The sequence below is a fragment of the Bradyrhizobium sp. WYCCWR 13022 genome, from assembly GCF_030435535.1.
Classification (GTDB): Bacteria; Pseudomonadota; Alphaproteobacteria; order Rhizobiales; family Xanthobacteraceae; genus Bradyrhizobium.
The window spans coordinates 19,557-35,235 of record NZ_JAUIZJ010000015.1; the positions used below are offsets into that span (position 1 = coordinate 19,557).

Genomic DNA, 15,679 nt, shown 5'->3' on the forward strand with positions numbered 1-15,679 from the left:
CCTCACTCCGCTGCCGTCATCTCGGCCGGCTTCGCCTTCGAAGCCCGCTTGCGGAGCCAGGCATAGAAGGCCAGGAAGCCTTCGCCGGTGCGCGCCGACACCGTCAGCACCTCGATCCTGGGATTGACCCGCCGCGCATATTCGATGGTCCTGGCGAGGTCGAAATCGAGCACGGGCGCAAGATCGATCTTGTTGATCAGCATAAGCGCGGAGGCAGCGAACATGTCCGGATATTTCAGCGGCTTGTCCTCGCCTTCGGTGGTCGAGAACACCACGATCTTGCAGGCTTCACCGAGGTCGAATGCCGCCGGACAGACGAGATTACCGACATTCTCGATGAACACGACCCCACCGTTCAGCCAGGGCAGCCGGTCATAGGCTTCACCGACCATGGCCGCGTCGAGATGGCAGCCCTTTCCGGTGTTGACCTGGATCGCCGGCACGCCGGTTGCGCGGATGCGCTCGGCATCGTTGGAGGTTTGCTGGTCACCCTCGATCACGCCGATCGGGAAACTGTCCTTCAGCTCACTGACGGTGCGGACTAGCAGCGAGGTTTTGCCGGCTCCGGGGCTCGAAACCAAGTTGAAGGCGAGCACGCCGTCGGCACGGAAGCGAGCGCGGTTGTCGGCGGCGAGTCTGTCGTTCTTGCCGAGAATATCGCGTTCGATCTGGATGATGCGATCGCTGCTCATGCCCGCGATCTGTTGGCCGGCGGCGTCTGCACTGCAGTCGAGCAGGCCCGTATCGCCAGGCCCATGATCGTGGCTTCCGTCGTGATGGTGGTGGTGATGGTGACCGGGGCCATGGTGGTGATGATGACCTCCATGAGCGTGCTCGTGATCCTGATTATGATCATGCGTATGTTCGTTGGACGCTTTGCCGTCGCTGCAGCCGCAGACCGTACACATCAGTCGACCTCCAGTTCCTTCACACGCATCTCTTCGCCGCCGGTGACCTGCAATTGATAGCTGCCGCAGGATGGACACGGCTCGTAGCGCTGCTTGATCTCGACGTTTTGCGAGCAGGCCATGCACCAGGCCGTGCCCGGCGTCGCGATGATCTCGAGTCTTGCGCCTTGCGCGATGGTCCGCGCCGCGACGGCCTCGAAGCAGAATTGCATTGCGTCCGGCGCGACATGGCTGAGCGCACCGATCTCTAAACACACCGCCTTCACTCGCAAGAACGAGCGCTTGCGCGCCTCTTCCTCGACGATCCCGATGATGCCCTCGCACAAGGCCATCTCATGCATGGCTGGCCTCGCGGAAGCTGACGCTGAATCCGACGCAGGGGTCGAACGCCCCGACAAGTGTCCGCACCGCGTCTTGGCCCTGCCGGCCGGCGGAGAGGAGCGCGCCCTTGAGGCTTCGCACCAGCGGTCCGCGTTCGTGAAAATTCCACTCGGTCGGAGCGATATATTCGAAGCCGACGATACGTCCTTCCTCATCGAGCTTAACCGCGTGATGGAGCCGGCCTCGGGCGCATTCCACTGCCGCTGCGCCCCGGCGCTCGCCGAGCCGATAGCTCGCAACGACGCCATTATCGGGAGCGTCCCGCCTGGCGTCCAGCCAACAGGTGAGCCGGGCGATCTCGTCGATGCGCGCTCTCACGCGCGCGGCGCCGCTAGCACTTAAGGACAAAATCTGTTCGCGCTGCGCCCGCCGCGCCCAGACGCCCGTTTCCGGAACCTTCCCGCAGAGTTCCGGCGCTTCGGAATAAGCCGTCCCTTCAGCCATGAGGCGCGTCACGATCTCAAGATCGTCAGCGGGGGTCAGAAAGAATTGGTCGGCCGCCGGCAATGACATCACCTCACGATCGCAGCGCGTCAGATAGGTGGAAAGTACGCTGCCTGGCGCCGGAGGCTGGTGTTCACCCGAAACTCCGAGCGCGCGGAGCGCAGCCTTGACGTGTGCAATGACATCGCGGCGCACGGTATCTGGCACGGTTTCAACCGCACCACTGAGAGTGGTGCTCGCCTGTATCATGCTTCGCACTGCGGGTGCGCTCTCCTGATCGAGTTCGAGGCCTGCGACGAACAGGCCGCGTATCAATTCAGTTAAGCGCTCGGCGACAACGGCCGTGAGACGATGCATCGCTATCGGCTTGATCGTCTCCAGCCCCTGCGCCGCCTCGATTGCTGAAAGGAAGGCCACTTGGTGGGCGACCGAGCATAAGGAGAACAGGCGCGGCAGCACAGGGATGAGCGCGCTTGCCGGCTTTCCGGCAAACAGCCTCGTCAGGGGAGGCCGGCTCCGTGGCCGGATAGCAACGTCCGAAATTGTGGTACCAGTGAGCCACACCATTATGTCAATTTCGTTTCGAAAGGGGCGACTCATCCCGGCCGCTCCGTCAAGGTACCGCGCAGGAAGCTCCGACGATCAATCGGGGTCGTCGGTGGTTCGCGCCGGCGGACCGCCTCCTCGCTGTCGGCCGGCAGCATCAGCTCGGCAAGAGCGGCGTCAGCCGTTGCTCGCGCCGATGCCATGTCCGCAAATTGGAACATTGGCGAGAACAGCGAGCAGCTAGCGATGCGGCCCATTTGCACCTCGCTGAGGGTAAATTCGATATCACCGGCTGGAAAGCGAATACGCACGGTCGCGCCCGACCTATCCCCAGCGGCGCTCGCCGGCATCACCACGTTCATGAACCAAGGAGTGACCATGATGCCGACAAACGTTCCCTCGAAGCGACGGAAACCAATGGCCTCAACATCGAGGGCCTCGTTGTAGATTGGCAAATCGCGCATCGCGCGCTCGCCGATCTGGCGATACATTCCTGCCAATAGCTCGCCCCATGTCACCGCGTCGGCGTCGCTGGGAGAGCTTGGCGCGCTGGCAGTCATGTTTCGATCGCCATGAACTTCGATTTCGGGGCGTCGCAGTTGGGGCATCGCCACTCCTCCGGCAGAAGTGAGAACGGTGTGCCGGGTGCGATCTGCGCCACCGCATCACCATCGGCCGGATCATAGACGGTCCAACAGATGCCGCATTCAAGCCGCGCAGCCTCAGTGACGTCTTGGCGCACGCCAAAGTTCTCAAAGGCGCTCATTTGAAATATGCCTCAATGATTTCTTGGAGCCGTTCGGCGGAATCCTCGAAATCTTCGTCTGCAGCAAGCGCAACCGTGGGTACCCCGCCAACTTCCAGCGTGTCGAGGATGATGGTGTCCATGGCGTTGAAAAACTGCACCGACCAGACATTGCGAATGCCAGTCGACAGCACCCGACAGGTGCCATAGCCGCGCGAGACAAGCTGGATCGGCCCGTTCCGAATAGTCTCCTGCAAAAAGCTCATATCCACCGGGCTCATCGGCAACAGAGTGAAATTGATGATCTGCGAGCGGATGCCAGGACGCCAGGCTAGCGCCCGCTCGCGGATCTCGGCGAGCACCGGTAGGACGTTCATGGCGCCTTCAGGGGCCTGTCCGATTTCGAAATCGGCGGCTGTCAGATCGGCTGCTGCGCGTCTGACGATCTCGGGAACAGCGCCTACTTCAATATATTCGGAAGCCGCGTCAGTTTCGATCCTGACACGCCAGATCCCTGCGAGCACCGATTCTTGAATCTGCGCCAGCGATCCGTCCGGCAGCGCTACGACGCCGCCGACCTCCCCCTCGCCGAGAACATCGGCGACGAGCTTGCTTTCGAGATCGTTGAGATTGCCGAGCCGGAACAGTTGCGAGGGTGCGTCCGCCCTTTGACCTGCAATGGCCTCCGCGATGTTGGAGAGCAGCGTGACGGCTTTGGGGCAGTTCTTAGCGAGCTCGACACTGTCTAATGTTGCGAGTCTTGCGAGTGCGCCGGCCGCCGTCAGGCTGCCACTTGAGGCATTGAGACTCTCTTCTCCGATAGGGAACACGCTGACGGGTTGCTCGGCGCCTTCCGGCGCATCCCAGAATCCGACCTTCATAGCTCGACACCTTTTGCGCGATGCTGGGGAACAATGGTAACGGCAATGGCTGCGCTTTGCCCGCGCGGGCGGTCGATCAGCTTAGTGATGCGGTCGACATAGACTGACCAATCCTGGATCTTGGCGATCAGCCCCAGCGTCTCGCCCTTGGCCACGAAGATAAGGGTCGGCTGCACTCGCACCCCGAAACGTTCGCCAAGCGCCTCTTCGGCATGGGGTGCAATGATCGCGGCGCGCAGGCGGCCTCCGAACGCCGTAACCAGCTCAGGCAGCACTACGGCGACATCAATGGCCTCCGGAAAACGGTTGGGATTACCCGCCGATAGCAGCACGGCGACAGCACCGGCTTGGTCGGCATGTTTAAGAAAATGATCGACGGTCGCGACATCGACCTCATTGAGGCCATGCCGACTGAGATCATGCCGTCCTACCTGGAATTCCATTTGACCTCCCAAAACAGACTTATCTTTCTGATCGGGATAGTGTTAGCAAGCTGCGTGCCAGGGACAGTCAGGATTTATGTAGTTGAATTCACTGATCTATTTTCAACGCCATCAAGCCGAGTGGATGCGAATGATAAGCTACTTTCCACTACAAACGAAAGCCTTCTTTCCAGACTAGAAACTTGTCTTCCGGCGAGCACCTCGGCCAGCGGCTGAGGTCAGCCGGCCAAGTCATTCTAGGATGACAACCCGCTTAATCAGTCAGGAGGTGCGCAGGCAATTGCGGTTCGCGGTCGATCAGATCGGCGAAGAAGCAGTCGAAATCGTTGCCGTCGAGCGCTGCACCGAGACCGTCGATGGCAGCCGCAATCAGGCACGCTTCTTCTTTCTCAAGTAGGCGGATCGCCGTGTCGATGTAGACCAGCACGTGGGCACCGGCCGGAGGATGCGAGAGCAGAAGCACGGAGACGCGGCGTTGCTCGCCGCGAAACTCGCACAAAGCCGAAATTCCATCGGTCTCGACGATAGTCATCGGCAGTCCAAGGCACATCCGTCTTCTCCGGCACGCTCCGGCGGTCAGGCCGGCCGCATCTCGTAACTCGCATGGTCGATGTCGTTGGCGAGCAGGCGCTCGGAGTCTGCCAACGGCGTATCGCGCAGCTTCACCTCGATGCCCCACTCGGCCAGAACTTTGCAGGCAAGCTCGATGGCCGGTGCGATCTGATCGCGTACGGACGCCGTCAATGGACCTCCCCAGTCTTCGAGATCGAGCGGTTGGCAGCCGATCAGGACGAGGTGCTTCGGGCAGCGGCCGAGCAGGTCGGCTGCGCTGATCACCTCCTGGAAGCCGGTTTGATGCAGACTCATCTTCTTCGCGCCGGTGAAGCGTGGCACCTCGTCGCCGCGCACGAGCTTCAGCTTGCCTGGCGGCAGACCATAATCGATGGCATCGAACACGAGCAAGCGATCAGCGTCCTCCAGATAGTTGACGAGATAGAGCCCCTGCGTTCCGCCATCGAGAATCGTGACATTATCAGGCACGGCGTAGCGGCGGTGGAAGTCCTCCACCGCGCGCACGCCAAAGCCTTCATCGGCCCACAGGATGTTGCCGATGCCGAGCACCAAGATGTGGTCGTCGTTTGGGGCGTTCAACATCGAGATCGTTCCAGTTTCAGTCACGGAATTGCCGTTCGCCCGAGATCATCGAGGAGATGATACTCTGGCGTGACATGATGTCCTCGCGGATCGCAGCGTAGATGTGTACCATCACGAACACGACCAGCGCCCACATGCCCAGATGATGCCAGGTGTGAACGTCCTGGCTGTTCGGCCAGATCGAGAACACCCAGCCGAACAGTTTGTGCTGCCAGCTATCGATGCCTTCTCCTTCCGAATAGAGCGCAAAGCCGGTCACGATCATGAAGGTCACGAACAACGTGAAGCCCGTGAACATCGCGGTCTGCGCCAGCGGGTTGTGCCCGACATACATCTTCGGCTGACGTTCCAGGAAGGCGTACCAGCGGATCTCGTGCCAGACTTCCTTCCAGAATTGCCGGCGATGCACCGGCAGATAGAAGATCTGCCGGGAATGGTGGTTGCCGGTGAAGGCCCACAGGATACGCGCGAGGAAGAACACCGCGAGCACCTGCCCCGCCGCGAAATGGGCGAAGCGCATATAGCCCATCACGAAGTTGGCCGACGCCTCCCCCTCGACCGCCGGCAGCGGCGTCCCGATCAGAAACCCGGTGACCATCAGGATGATGATCGAGAACGCGTTCACCCAATGGCAGATGCGCACCGGCGCTTCGTAGACATAGACGGTGGGCCGGCCCACCGCATGCTCGCCAGCAGCATCGGCCGCGATCGCCGTCAGGTCCGGCTCGCTTTCCACCGGGGGAGCAATTGCATCCATCATGGCCGCCTCCTACCTGACCTTGACCTTGGCGAGTTCCTGGCCGTCCGGGCTCATGACGTGCGTCGAACAGGCAAGGCACGGATCGAAGGAATGGATCGTGCGCAGGATCTCGAGCGGCTGCTCGGGATTAACCATCGGCGTGTTCATGAGCGAGGCTTCGAACGCGCCGATGTTGCCTTGCGGATCGCGCGGCGAGCCGTTCCAGGTCGTCGGTACCACGCACTGGTAGTTGTCGATCTTGGTTTCCTTGATCTTGATCCAGTGCGCGAGCGCGCCGCGCGGGGCCTCGGTGAAGCCAAAGCCCTTGGCTTCCTTCGGCCAGCTCTCCGGTTTCCACTTGTCGACATTCGCGGTCGAGCTGTCGCCGGCTTTGATATTGGCAACGAGCTTGTCCTGGAAATAGCGCATCTGGCGTCCGGCCCAAACAGATTCGAGCGCGCGCGCCGCGGTGCGGCCGAGCGTCGAGAACAGCGCCGACATTGGTAGATCGAGATCCTTCAGGAATTTGTCGACGGGATCCTTGAACTCCGCCTTGTTCTGCGCATAGCCGACGACCCAGCGCGCGAGCGGGCCGACCTCCATGGCATGTCCCTTCCAGCGCGGCGCCTTGATCCAAGAATATTTGCCGCCTTCGTCGAGCTGTTCGATCGCGGTCTTGGTACCCTTTGCATTGGGTCCGAGTTCGTAGTTCGGCTCCGTGATGCCATCCCAAGGATGAAGGCCCTTGGTTTCGTCGGGATACTTGTACCAGGAGTGGACCACGAACTCCTGGATCTCGTCGGGATTGGCGTGATCGACCGGAAGCACCTCGGAGAGATTGCCGTTGATGATGGCGCCTCGTGGCAGCTTCAGGTTCTTGGCTGAATAGTCGTTGGCATGTTCTGGCACGTCGCCATAGGCGAGCACGTTCTGACCCGAAATGCCTCCACCATAGAGCCAGTCCTTGTAGAACGAACCGATCGCGGCCACGTCAGGCAGGTAGACCATTTCGTTGAATTCCATGATGCGGTCGATGATCGAGGAGATCAGGTTCAACCGCTCCATGTTGATGGCACCGACAGCACCTGTCCCATCTACGTTGATCGGACAGGGCACGCCGCCGACGAGCCAGTTTGGATGCGGATTCTTGCCGCCGAAGATGGTGTGGATCTTGACGATCTCCTTCTGGAAATCGAGCGCCTCCAGATAATGCGCGACCGCCATCAGATTGGCCTCGGGCGGCAATCTGTAGGCTTTGCTGCCCCAATAGCCGTTCTTGAACGGACCGAGCTGTCCGGACTCGACGAACTTCTTGAGCCGGGTCTGCAGATCCTTGAAGTATCCCGGCGAGGACAGCGGCCAGCTCGAGATCGACTGGGCTAGCGTTGATGTCGCGCGCGGATCGGCCGAGAGTGCGGAGACGACGTCGACCCAATCGAGCGCATGCAGGTGATAGAAATGGACGACGTGGTCGTGCACCTGAAGTGCGAGCTGCATCAGGTTGCGAATCGAGTTTGCGTTTTCGGGGATGGTGATCCCAAGCGCGTTCTCGACCGCGCGCACCGAGGTCAGCGCGTGCGTGCCGGTGCAGACGCCGCAGATCCGCTCGGTAAATGCCCACGCATCGCGCGGGTCGCGGTTCTTCAGGATCACCTCGATCCCGCGCCACATCGTGCCGGTCGATACGGCATTGCGGATCACGTTGTCGGCGTCGACATTGACCTCGACCCGCATGTGTCCCTCGATGCGGGTCACGGGATCGACGACGATGCGTTTGCCGGAATTGTCGAGATTGAAGCCGTTGGGAGTCTGGATACCCATGATCGTTTCTACCCTAATGTGTCTTTTGATCAGCTGTTGTGGCCGGCGTCTTCGCGCTTGCTGGCAAGCCGCTTTACCGCAGTGACGGCGGCGTGCGCGGCCACCGCCGCACCCACGGCGCCCGCTGCCGCCATGCCGATCTGATCGGCGTTTTTCTCGATGCCGAACTGCTTGATGTTGGTGAGGCGATCGTAGAACGAGCCCTTGTCCCAAAAGCCGTCCTCTGAGCAGCCGATGCAGCCGTGTCCCGATTGGATGGGGAATGAGACCCCCCCGTTCCAGCGCACGGTTGAGCAGGCGTTATAGGTCGTTGGCCCCTTGCAGCCCATCTTGTAGAGGCAGTAGCCTTTGCGCGCCGCCTCATCGTCCCACTCCTCGACAAACTGGCCGGCGTCGAAATGCGGGCGCCGGTAACACTTGTCGTGGATGCGCTGCGAGTAGAACATCTTAGGCCGGCCCTGGCGGTCGAGCTCGGGCAGCTTGCCGAAGGTGGTGATGAAGGTGACGACGCCGGTCATCACTTCGGCGATCGGGGGGCATCCCGGCACCTTGATGATCGGCTTGTTGGTGATGACCTTGTCGATCGGTGTGGCCTGGGTCGGATTGGGCTTTGCCGCCTGTACGCAGCCCCAGGACGCGCAAGCGCCCCAAGCGATGATCGCCATCGCGTCCTCGGCCATCATCTTCAGCTTTTCGACGAATGGTTTGCCGCCGTCGATACAGAACATGCCGCCCTCGTTGAGCGGCGGATTACCTTCAACGGCCAGAATGTACTGACCTTTATGCTTGGCACGGGTCTCCTCGAGGATCGCTTCCGCCTGATGGCCCGCGGCCGCCATGATCGTGTCATCGTAGTCTAGCGAGATCATCGACAGCACCGCATCCTTCACCAGGGGATGCGCGGAGCGGATGAAGCTCTCGGAGCAGCAGGTGCATTCGAGACCGTGCATCCAGATCACGGGCACACGCGGCTTGGTCTCGAGCGCATTGGCGATGCGGCTCGCCGCCAGCGGGCCGAGGCCGAGGCTCGTCGCGGTCAGGCTGCAGAACTTGTGAAAGCTTCGACGCGTGATGCCTTGCCGCCTGATCACGCTGTAAAATGTTTCCGTCGCCGTGCCCATAAATCCTCCCGCCGTCAGCTTTGGCTTTCAATGACGCTTAGGGACAGCAAGAAGCAGGCCAACTGCGTGGCGCAAAATGAAATTAGAGGAATGTCAAAAGGTTGCGAGATCTGAATTGTGCAAGACGCGAAGATCGAGCGGCACTGCACGAAAGAAGCGGAAACAATTCGATTTGCAGGCGGTAACGAGGTTTACGCCGCCGAGCCCGTTTCAATGCGCAGTGCACACCATGCAAGGATCGAACGAGCGCACGACATGCTGAACCGCAACGGAACGTGCGCCAGCCTCGCCCACATCGGTGCCGACCAGCGCCTGTTCCAGAGGGCCTGCCACGCCGAGGGAATCGCGCGGTGAAAAATTCCAGGTGGTCGGCGCGATGATCTGGTAGCGCTCGATCTTTCCACCGCGCACCGCCACCCAATGCCCGAGGCTGCCGCGCGCGGCCTCGACGAGACCGACATATGCCCCGTCGGGCATCTCCTGCGAGGGAGCACAGAACGGTTCCGAAAGTCGTAGCGCGCGGGTCCACTGCTCCATCGCAAGTGCGATGCGCGCAGTCTCGATCAGCCGGGCGATCACACGGTTGCGGACATTGGTGCCGCTTGGGGCGACGAGATCGGCTATCAGCGCTTGCCCGGCCACGGTCTGGCGCGCAATCGCCCCGACCTCGACCGGCTGGCCCGAAAGCCGCGGCGCCTTGCACCAGCTATAGGCGCCTGCCTTGTCGGGATCAGGTACGGTGTTGCTGTGCGCAGGATCGGAGGAGCAATCCCGCATCCATGCATGGGAAACGTCCTCGCTGATCTGACTCAGCGGCAACGGCTCCACAACCATGTCTGGACCAACAATGCCGCGCGGGAACAGTCCGCAATCGGCGCCTTGATAGGCGCCATAGCTCATCAACACGCCCGGTCCCTTGCCGAGCTCACTGAGCGCGAGGCTGTCGGCAAGCCTGAGGAAATGAGCGAAATCACCGCTGCGCCCCGCGCGCCAGCGGTCGAGCTCGTCTGCGGTCGAGAGCGACAGCATGTTCTCTAGAGTATCGGCGAACACTGTACGTTCAAGGAACGTGCGAAATGAGGTCACGATCGACAACAGCCGTACGCGCTCGCCGAGTTCGATCGCGCGCGTCGCGCCGCCCGGCTGGAAGGCAAGGCTGTGTGGCCATTTGCCAGCAATGATTCCCATAGTCTCGAGCAGCCGCGCCCGCGCCGGCAGCGCATCGCGCGCCGCACTGCCGCGGGTGGCCGCAAAGCGCTCGCGAGTCTCCTGGTACCAATCCTGCGAAGCGTAGGCTTCACGGGCGAAGTCAGGCATGAAGAAGATGTAGAAATGCGTAAGATGATCGGCGGCATTCTCTGCCGCGTGCGCGATATTAGTGGCGAGCAGACCGTTCGGCGCCGCCTCGGTTCCCATCGCATGGCGAAGCGCGGCAGCGGCGGCGACCGACTGCGAGACCGAGCAGATGCCGCAGATGCGCGGCGCCAACACCAGCGCATCAAGCGGTGGCCGCCCCTCCAGAATTTGCTCGAACCCGCGATAGAGCGGCGCCGTCACTTCGGCGCGCTGGACCCGGCCGCTTTCGACGTCGAGGCGGACTTCGAGATCGCCCTCGACGCGGTTGAACGGGCCGATCGTAATCCTCGTCATGGCGTGCGCTTGGCCGTGGTGCGGCCGGGCGGCACCACCACATGATCAGCGGTCGCATTCAGCCTCACGCGCCGCGGAGTCGCCGATTTCGACAACGCCGCGAGCGCGACGAACCAGGCTTTTGGCATGTCGGTCGGCAAGCCGACTGGGATGCCGGCAAGCTTGGCGGTCTCCAGGAAATTCTGCGCGTCTTCGAAGCCAGGTGACGTGCAGGCGATGCAGGCATAACCGCCCTTCGTGCAGGAACCGCCGCCGTTCCAGGAGCGCTGGTTGCAATCGCCGACAGCCTGAGTCGCCTTGCAGCCGAGATGCTCCATGAGGCAGCCGCGCTCGGACATGGTTTCGGCGCTGGCCTTGAACTCATAGAACTCGTTGCGGGAGCAGCCGTGATGAGCAAGATGGTTGGCAACGAATTTCGGTCGGCCATAGGTGTCGAGGTCAGTCGCTGACAAGTCCTTGGACGTCAGTGCCAAAATGGTTTCCATCATCCAGCCCGGATGCGGCGCACAGCCAGCCACATTGATCACCGGCAAGCCGAGCCGGGAGCGGAAGCCTGCGCCGAGCGCGCCGCCAGCATCGGCGCCCTCGAATTGCAGCCCGACCGCGTCGGTTGGATTGGCGCCGGCGGCTGGCACCCCGCCATAGGCGGCACAGCTTCCGACCGCAACGACATAGTCCGCCCGCGGCGCGAGATCTAGCATCCAGTGGTAGATCGAGCGGCCCGTGCCCGCGAGCATGTTGAAGCGGCCGCTATCGTTCGGGCCGCGGGCAACGGAGCCTTCGAGGAGCAGTAGGTCGAGCGGCACCCTGCCCTCGCGCACGGAGTTGAGCACCTCGGCCGCTTCCTCGCCTGTCTCCTCGCTGACCGAGGGATGCCACAGCAGGTTGATGCCGAACTGCCTCAGTTCGTCGAACCAGCCGGAAGAGCCGCTTTCGAGGATCGACATGGTGCAACCGCCGCAGCTCGCGCCTTGCAGCCAGAGCAGGTTGGTCATTCCGTTCGATTGGCTCATCACTTGCCCTCCAGCTCCACCAGCTTCGGCCGACCCGGCTCGAATGGCAAGCCCTCGGCGCGAAGGAACTCAGTCATGATCGCCCGGCGCGCCTTCATGTTTAAGGTGCCTCTGGCGGATCCGGTGCGTGATGATCCAAATTAGACCGACGGCAAATGGTACGAACAATGCTGTCGCGAGTGACGGCTCGACATGCAAGCCGCCGTCATGTGCGCCCTTAGCGAGGTAGCCGAACAGGCTGACGACGTAATAGCCGATCGCCGCCACGGAGAGGCCTTCGACGGTGCTCTGCAGGCGCAATTGCAGCTTGGTGCGCTCGTTCATTGAGCGCAGCAGGTCACGATTCTGCTCCTCCAGTTCCACGTCCACCCGCGTGCGCAGGAGATCGGCGGCGCGCGCTAGCTTGATCGATAAGTTGGCCTGGCGGTCCTCCATCGCGGCGCAGGTGCGCATCGCCGGCGCCATCCGCCGGGCAAGGAAGGACGACCAGGTCGGTCGCCCTCCGATCTCGCTTCCTTCGATCACGCCAAGGCGGGCCTGCACGATGTCGTAATAAGCCCGGCTCGCGCCGAAGCGGAACAGGCTACCCGCTGCGCCGCGCTCCAATGAGGCGGCCAATGCGGTCAGCTCCGTGAGGAGGTGATTGTTGAGCTTGAGGTCCTCGGCGCCCTGCATCTCCTGGAGCACTTCGACCAGCCGCCGCCCAATGTGATCGACCGAGGGCGCGAGCTCGAGCGCGGCCGGCAGGCCGAGCAGCGCCAGCGTGCGATAGGTCTCGATCTCCAGCACGCGCTGCACAAGAGCGCCAAGCCGGCCCGGCGACAGGCCGTCGTTGCAGATGAGAATGCGGACAAAGCCCTGCGCATCCGCACGAAAGTCGGAAGCGACGACCGCAGGGCCGCTGCGGACTGTCGCCATTGCGAGGCTGCTCTTATCAAACAGCTCCTCAGCGCGCGCGACGGCCGCTTCGGTCTGCTCCACCTCGAGCCTCACCGCCACAAGCAGCTGTCCCGTTTGCGGCAGTGCCCGGATCAATGCGGTAAGTTCGTCACCGATGGGAGCGAACGCCAGCGCGGATGCCTCATTACTCCAGATCCAGGTGAAAGTCGTGAATTCGGAATGCTGTTCCCAGCGTAGCGAAACTGCTCCGATTGACACCTGGTGGTGCTTAGCCGACACCTCGGGTGCCGCCAAGCCCTGCGCGGTGCAAAAGCCTACAAAGGCCTGCCGGTCGGCGGCCGCCGCTTCTCCCTGGCCCAAAAAAGCAAATCGCAGCACTGCGAGAGGCGCGGAGAGCCGCGTGAACGGACGCGCATGCACCTCACCCAACACTGCACCGCGTTGCGGGTGCAACGCGAATCCGGCCAGATCCAGACCATGCTCCATCGACGATCCCTAGGATACCGGTTTGCCCACGCGAGGGTGCCGGCTTGTCCGTTGACTAGCGCAGGTCTCTGGCACTTGCGCAATGGTAGTCGCAGGCGTCTCGCATTGCGAGCCAGACTACGCCGCGACGACGTTGGCCATGAAACGGTCAAGCTCCGCGCGCAGGCGGTGGCTCGCCTCGGTTAGTCCGCGCGCTGATTGCAGCACGGCGGAAGCCGCCGAGCCGGTCTCGCTTGCTTCGCGATTGACCTGCTCGAGATTGGATGACACCTGCGCGGTGCCAGAGGCCGCCTGCTGCGCGCTCTGTGCGATCGCCTGTGTCGTCGCGGTCTGCTGGTCGACGGCGGACGCGATCGAACCCGAGATGGCGGAGATATCGCCAATGATGCCGGCGATCGACTTGATCGCGGCAATCGAATCTCCGGTCGCTTGCTGCATACCTTCGACGTGAGAGCCGATCTCCTCCGTCGCACGGGCGGTTTGGCTTGCAAGCGACTTCACCTCGGCTGCGACGACGGCAAAGCCGCGGCCCGCCTCTCCGGCGCGGGCTGCCTCAATGGTGGCATTGAGCGCGAGCAGATTGGTCTGCTCTGCGACCGCTGTAATCAGCTTCACGACATCACCAATCCGGTGCGAGGCTTGCGCGAGCGTCGCGATGCGGGCGTCCGTGCTCTTGGCCTGGGCTACCGCATTACCGGAGATCGCATTCGAGTTGCGGACCTGGGTGCGAATATCATTGATCGACAGCGACAGCTCCTCGGCCGCCGAGGCGACCAAACCAATGCTGCTCGACGATTCTCGCGCGGCGCCGACCACCGCGTTGGTCAGGCCCCCTGTCGCCTCCGCATTGCGTGACAGCGTTGATGCTGCTGCTTCGAGTTGCTGAGCAGAACCCGAAATGCCGTTGACGATGTCACCCACCGCGGCCTCAAAGCCGCCAGCGAATTTAGCGAGCTCAGCGCGCCGCAGCTCGGCCGCCGACCTGTTACGCTCTTCGATCTCCGCAGCTTCGCGTTCGGCGCGCTCAATGGCTTGCCGCTTGAAGCTCTCGACCGCGCCAGCCATCTTGCCGACCTCGTCGTGCCGACCGAGCCCCGGCAGCACGATCTCATAGCGGCCGTTTGCCAGCTCGATCATCGAGCTGCACATCGCGATGACAGGTTTTGCGATACCGCGTCCGATCGCAAAGGAGAGCACGAGGCCAATTGCAATCGAGGCGAGCGCAAGGGCAACCACTACCGATTGACCGTGGATGATTTGCACCGCGGTCTTTTTCTCGGCATCAGCCTGCTCCGCCAAAGCCACTCGCTTCAGAGAGGCGGCCGCCCCGGATAGTCCGTGACGCAGCTTCCACATGTCCGCCATCAAACGATCGATCTCTTGGCCTGCGGCCTCCACTCGGGCGAACCCATCTCGGTAAGACGCGACGAGCTCGTCGAGCGCCTGTCCGCCGACGTCCGGCGAGCGACGCTCTCGCACGATCGCACCTTTAAACCCTTCTATTCTCTGTAAGACGTCCCTCGCGAGGACTTCATCGTGGAGCTTCAATTCTGTCGTTACGAGGCGATCGATCGTATCGAAACGCTCAATGATATTTTCTGCTTGAGCGCCCGGCGCCTTCACCTGATCGAGCGCGGTCCGGATGACGTGCGCCTGTCCGCCCATCGTGGCTGCCGAGCGATCGATCCCGGCGCGCAGCGCCAACACTTTGTTGAAGGAATCGGTATAGGCGCGGTAGGCTTCGAACAGTTCCTTTATCGACTGCTGCCAGCTGAGAGTTGCAGTCTCGGTTTTGGCTGCCGTGATCGTTCGCTCGAGCAAGCGTCGCGCCTCTTCCGCGGCAGCTTCCGCCTCCTTTATGCCCGTCAGGGCGTAATAGCGCGCGTTGCTCTGGTATGCCGAGAGCGAGCTGTCGATTTCGCGCGCATAATCCGATTCCGACATGCTGATACGATAAACGTCGAAGCCGTCGAGGATCGCCTCATAGCCAAACCAGGCGCCCGCCATGGTGCCCGCCGACAGCAGCAGAACGATAGCAAATCCCATCATGATTTTCAGGCGAATTGACAGGTTGGCGATGACTGGCTCGCTTTTCGGCAAGCTCATGGCCGCTGCATTCATCCGGCCCTGTGTCTGGAAGACGCCTGCCCGGCGCGATGCGCCGCCGCGCCGAATGAAGCTCAAATCCATATCGCAAATACCCGGTTCGCTGGAGCTGGAAATGAGCAAACGATGTGCCGTCTCTCCTAATCATCGGTAAATTGCAGCGAGCTGCCGCGCAGCAAGTGTCGTGCGCCGGGTAAGGAAGCTCGCTGCTCATGCAGGGAAAAAGACCGCGAACCCACGTGGATGCAGCGGAAAATAGCAAAGAGGTTCAATAAAGATATGAAAGCAGGATTTCCACCTGCGGTTAAAGCGGGTTTCCAATTCTTCGTTGCGTAGGGCC

General features: G+C 61.9%; 16 protein-coding genes. All 16 read right to left on the minus strand.

Annotated elements, in window-relative coordinates:
* Positions 1–2: 2 nt before the first annotated feature.
* The 16 genes from hypB to QY049_RS21585 all read right to left on the minus strand — a co-directional run bounded on the left by hypB (position 3) and on the right by QY049_RS21585 (position 15,423).
* Positions 3–908 carry a hydrogenase nickel incorporation protein HypB gene (gene hypB, locus QY049_RS21510; RefSeq protein WP_128955165.1) on the minus strand — a complete coding sequence of 302 codons (906 nt, stop codon included), beginning with the start codon at positions 906–908 and terminating at the stop codon, positions 3–5.
* Complete coding sequence (gene hypA, locus QY049_RS21515) at positions 908–1,249, minus strand: hydrogenase maturation nickel metallochaperone HypA (RefSeq protein WP_128929522.1); 342 nt, start codon at positions 1,247–1,249, stop codon at positions 908–910. Before hypA ends, hypB begins: the two co-directional genes overlap by 1 nt.
* On the minus strand, positions 1,242–2,333 hold the full coding sequence (locus QY049_RS21520; RefSeq protein ID WP_128929521.1) for a nickel-dependent hydrogenase large subunit: 1,092 nt from the start codon (positions 2,331–2,333) through the stop codon (positions 1,242–1,244). The genes hypA and QY049_RS21520 overlap by 8 nt, the downstream gene beginning before the upstream one ends.
* Positions 2,330–2,839: a [NiFe]-hydrogenase assembly chaperone HybE gene (gene hybE / locus QY049_RS21525; protein WP_128929520.1), complete on the minus strand. Its 510-nt coding sequence runs from the start codon at positions 2,837–2,839 to the stop codon at positions 2,330–2,332. The genes QY049_RS21520 and hybE overlap by 4 nt, the downstream gene beginning before the upstream one ends.
* Entirely contained in the window at positions 2,836–3,045 is a 210-nt protein-coding gene (locus tag QY049_RS21530; RefSeq protein ID WP_128929519.1) for a rubredoxin, read from the minus strand. Before QY049_RS21530 ends, hybE begins: the two co-directional genes overlap by 4 nt.
* Positions 3,042–3,905 carry a hydrogenase expression/formation protein gene (locus QY049_RS21535; RefSeq protein ID WP_128955164.1) on the minus strand — a complete coding sequence of 288 codons (864 nt, stop codon included), beginning with the start codon at positions 3,903–3,905 and terminating at the stop codon, positions 3,042–3,044. The genes QY049_RS21530 and QY049_RS21535 overlap by 4 nt, the downstream gene beginning before the upstream one ends.
* Positions 3,902–4,348 carry a hydrogenase accessory protein gene (locus QY049_RS21540; RefSeq protein ID WP_128929517.1) on the minus strand — a complete coding sequence of 149 codons (447 nt, stop codon included), beginning with the start codon at positions 4,346–4,348 and terminating at the stop codon, positions 3,902–3,904. The genes QY049_RS21535 and QY049_RS21540 overlap by 4 nt, the downstream gene beginning before the upstream one ends.
* Before the next feature lie 253 nt (positions 4,349–4,601).
* Positions 4,602–4,898 (minus strand): HypC/HybG/HupF family hydrogenase formation chaperone, encoded by a 297-nt coding sequence (locus QY049_RS21545; protein WP_128929516.1) that lies wholly within the window; start codon positions 4,896–4,898, stop codon positions 4,602–4,604.
* A gap of 26 nt (positions 4,899–4,924) precedes the next feature.
* Entirely contained in the window at positions 4,925–5,503 is a 579-nt protein-coding gene (locus tag QY049_RS21550; RefSeq protein ID WP_128955163.1) for a HyaD/HybD family hydrogenase maturation endopeptidase, read from the minus strand.
* A 16-nt stretch (positions 5,504–5,519) separates the two neighbouring features.
* A complete protein-coding gene (gene cybH / locus QY049_RS21555; protein ID WP_128929514.1) occupies positions 5,520–6,263 on the minus strand; it encodes a Ni/Fe-hydrogenase, b-type cytochrome subunit in 744 nt (247 codons plus the stop codon).
* A gap of 9 nt (positions 6,264–6,272) precedes the next feature.
* A complete protein-coding gene (locus tag QY049_RS21560; RefSeq protein ID WP_128929513.1) occupies positions 6,273–8,063 on the minus strand; it encodes a nickel-dependent hydrogenase large subunit in 1,791 nt (596 codons plus the stop codon).
* A gap of 29 nt (positions 8,064–8,092) precedes the next feature.
* Complete coding sequence (locus QY049_RS21565; RefSeq protein ID WP_128929512.1) at positions 8,093–9,184, minus strand: hydrogenase small subunit; 1,092 nt, start codon at positions 9,182–9,184, stop codon at positions 8,093–8,095.
* Positions 9,185–9,394: 210 nt separating this feature from the next.
* Positions 9,395–10,834 (minus strand): nickel-dependent hydrogenase large subunit, encoded by a 1,440-nt coding sequence (locus QY049_RS21570; RefSeq protein ID WP_128929511.1) that lies wholly within the window; start codon positions 10,832–10,834, stop codon positions 9,395–9,397.
* Positions 10,831–11,847: a HupU protein gene (locus QY049_RS21575; RefSeq protein ID WP_128929510.1), complete on the minus strand. Its 1,017-nt coding sequence runs from the start codon at positions 11,845–11,847 to the stop codon at positions 10,831–10,833. The genes QY049_RS21570 and QY049_RS21575 overlap by 4 nt, the downstream gene beginning before the upstream one ends.
* Before the next feature lie 69 nt (positions 11,848–11,916).
* Complete coding sequence (locus tag QY049_RS21580; RefSeq protein ID WP_128929509.1) at positions 11,917–13,233, minus strand: DUF3422 domain-containing protein; 1,317 nt, start codon at positions 13,231–13,233, stop codon at positions 11,917–11,919.
* A gap of 117 nt (positions 13,234–13,350) precedes the next feature.
* Positions 13,351–15,423 carry a methyl-accepting chemotaxis protein gene (locus tag QY049_RS21585; protein WP_128930142.1) on the minus strand — a complete coding sequence of 691 codons (2,073 nt, stop codon included), beginning with the start codon at positions 15,421–15,423 and terminating at the stop codon, positions 13,351–13,353.
* Between the last annotated feature and the right edge of the window lie 256 nt (positions 15,424–15,679).

What these genes read in the sequence shown, in the direction of transcription:
- hypB (WP_128955165.1), bottom strand. Translation starts at nt 908, where the DNA reads ATGTGTACGGTCTGCGGCTGCAGCGACGGCAAAGCGTCCAACGAACAT.
- QY049_RS21585 (WP_128930142.1), bottom strand. Translation starts at nt 15,423, where the DNA reads ATGGATTTGAGCTTCATTCGGCGCGGCGGCGCATCGCGCCGGGCAGGC.
- cybH (WP_128929514.1), bottom strand. Translation starts at nt 6,263, where the DNA reads ATGATGGATGCAATTGCTCCCCCGGTGGAAAGCGAGCCGGACCTGACG.
- QY049_RS21540 (WP_128929517.1), bottom strand. Translation starts at nt 4,348, where the DNA reads ATGGAATTCCAGGTAGGACGGCATGATCTCAGTCGGCATGGCCTCAAT.
- QY049_RS21570 (WP_128929511.1), bottom strand. Translation starts at nt 10,834, where the DNA reads ATGACGAGGATTACGATCGGCCCGTTCAACCGCGTCGAGGGCGATCTC.
- QY049_RS21520 (WP_128929521.1), bottom strand. Translation starts at nt 2,333, where the DNA reads ATGAGTCGCCCCTTTCGAAACGAAATTGACATAATGGTGTGGCTCACT.
- QY049_RS21530 (WP_128929519.1), bottom strand. Translation starts at nt 3,045, where the DNA reads ATGAGCGCCTTTGAGAACTTTGGCGTGCGCCAAGACGTCACTGAGGCT.
- QY049_RS21550 (WP_128955163.1), bottom strand. Translation starts at nt 5,503, where the DNA reads ATGTTGAACGCCCCAAACGACGACCACATCTTGGTGCTCGGCATCGGC.
- QY049_RS21545 (WP_128929516.1), bottom strand. Translation starts at nt 4,898, where the DNA reads ATGTGCCTTGGACTGCCGATGACTATCGTCGAGACCGATGGAATTTCG.
- hybE (WP_128929520.1), bottom strand. Translation starts at nt 2,839, where the DNA reads ATGACTGCCAGCGCGCCAAGCTCTCCCAGCGACGCCGACGCGGTGACA.
- QY049_RS21565 (WP_128929512.1), bottom strand. Translation starts at nt 9,184, where the DNA reads ATGGGCACGGCGACGGAAACATTTTACAGCGTGATCAGGCGGCAAGGC.
- hypA (WP_128929522.1), bottom strand. Translation starts at nt 1,249, where the DNA reads ATGCATGAGATGGCCTTGTGCGAGGGCATCATCGGGATCGTCGAGGAA.
- QY049_RS21560 (WP_128929513.1), bottom strand. Translation starts at nt 8,063, where the DNA reads ATGGGTATCCAGACTCCCAACGGCTTCAATCTCGACAATTCCGGCAAA.
- QY049_RS21580 (WP_128929509.1), bottom strand. Translation starts at nt 13,233, where the DNA reads ATGGAGCATGGTCTGGATCTGGCCGGATTCGCGTTGCACCCGCAACGC.
- QY049_RS21575 (WP_128929510.1), bottom strand. Translation starts at nt 11,847, where the DNA reads ATGAGCCAATCGAACGGAATGACCAACCTGCTCTGGCTGCAAGGCGCG.
- QY049_RS21535 (WP_128955164.1), bottom strand. Translation starts at nt 3,905, where the DNA reads ATGAAGGTCGGATTCTGGGATGCGCCGGAAGGCGCCGAGCAACCCGTC.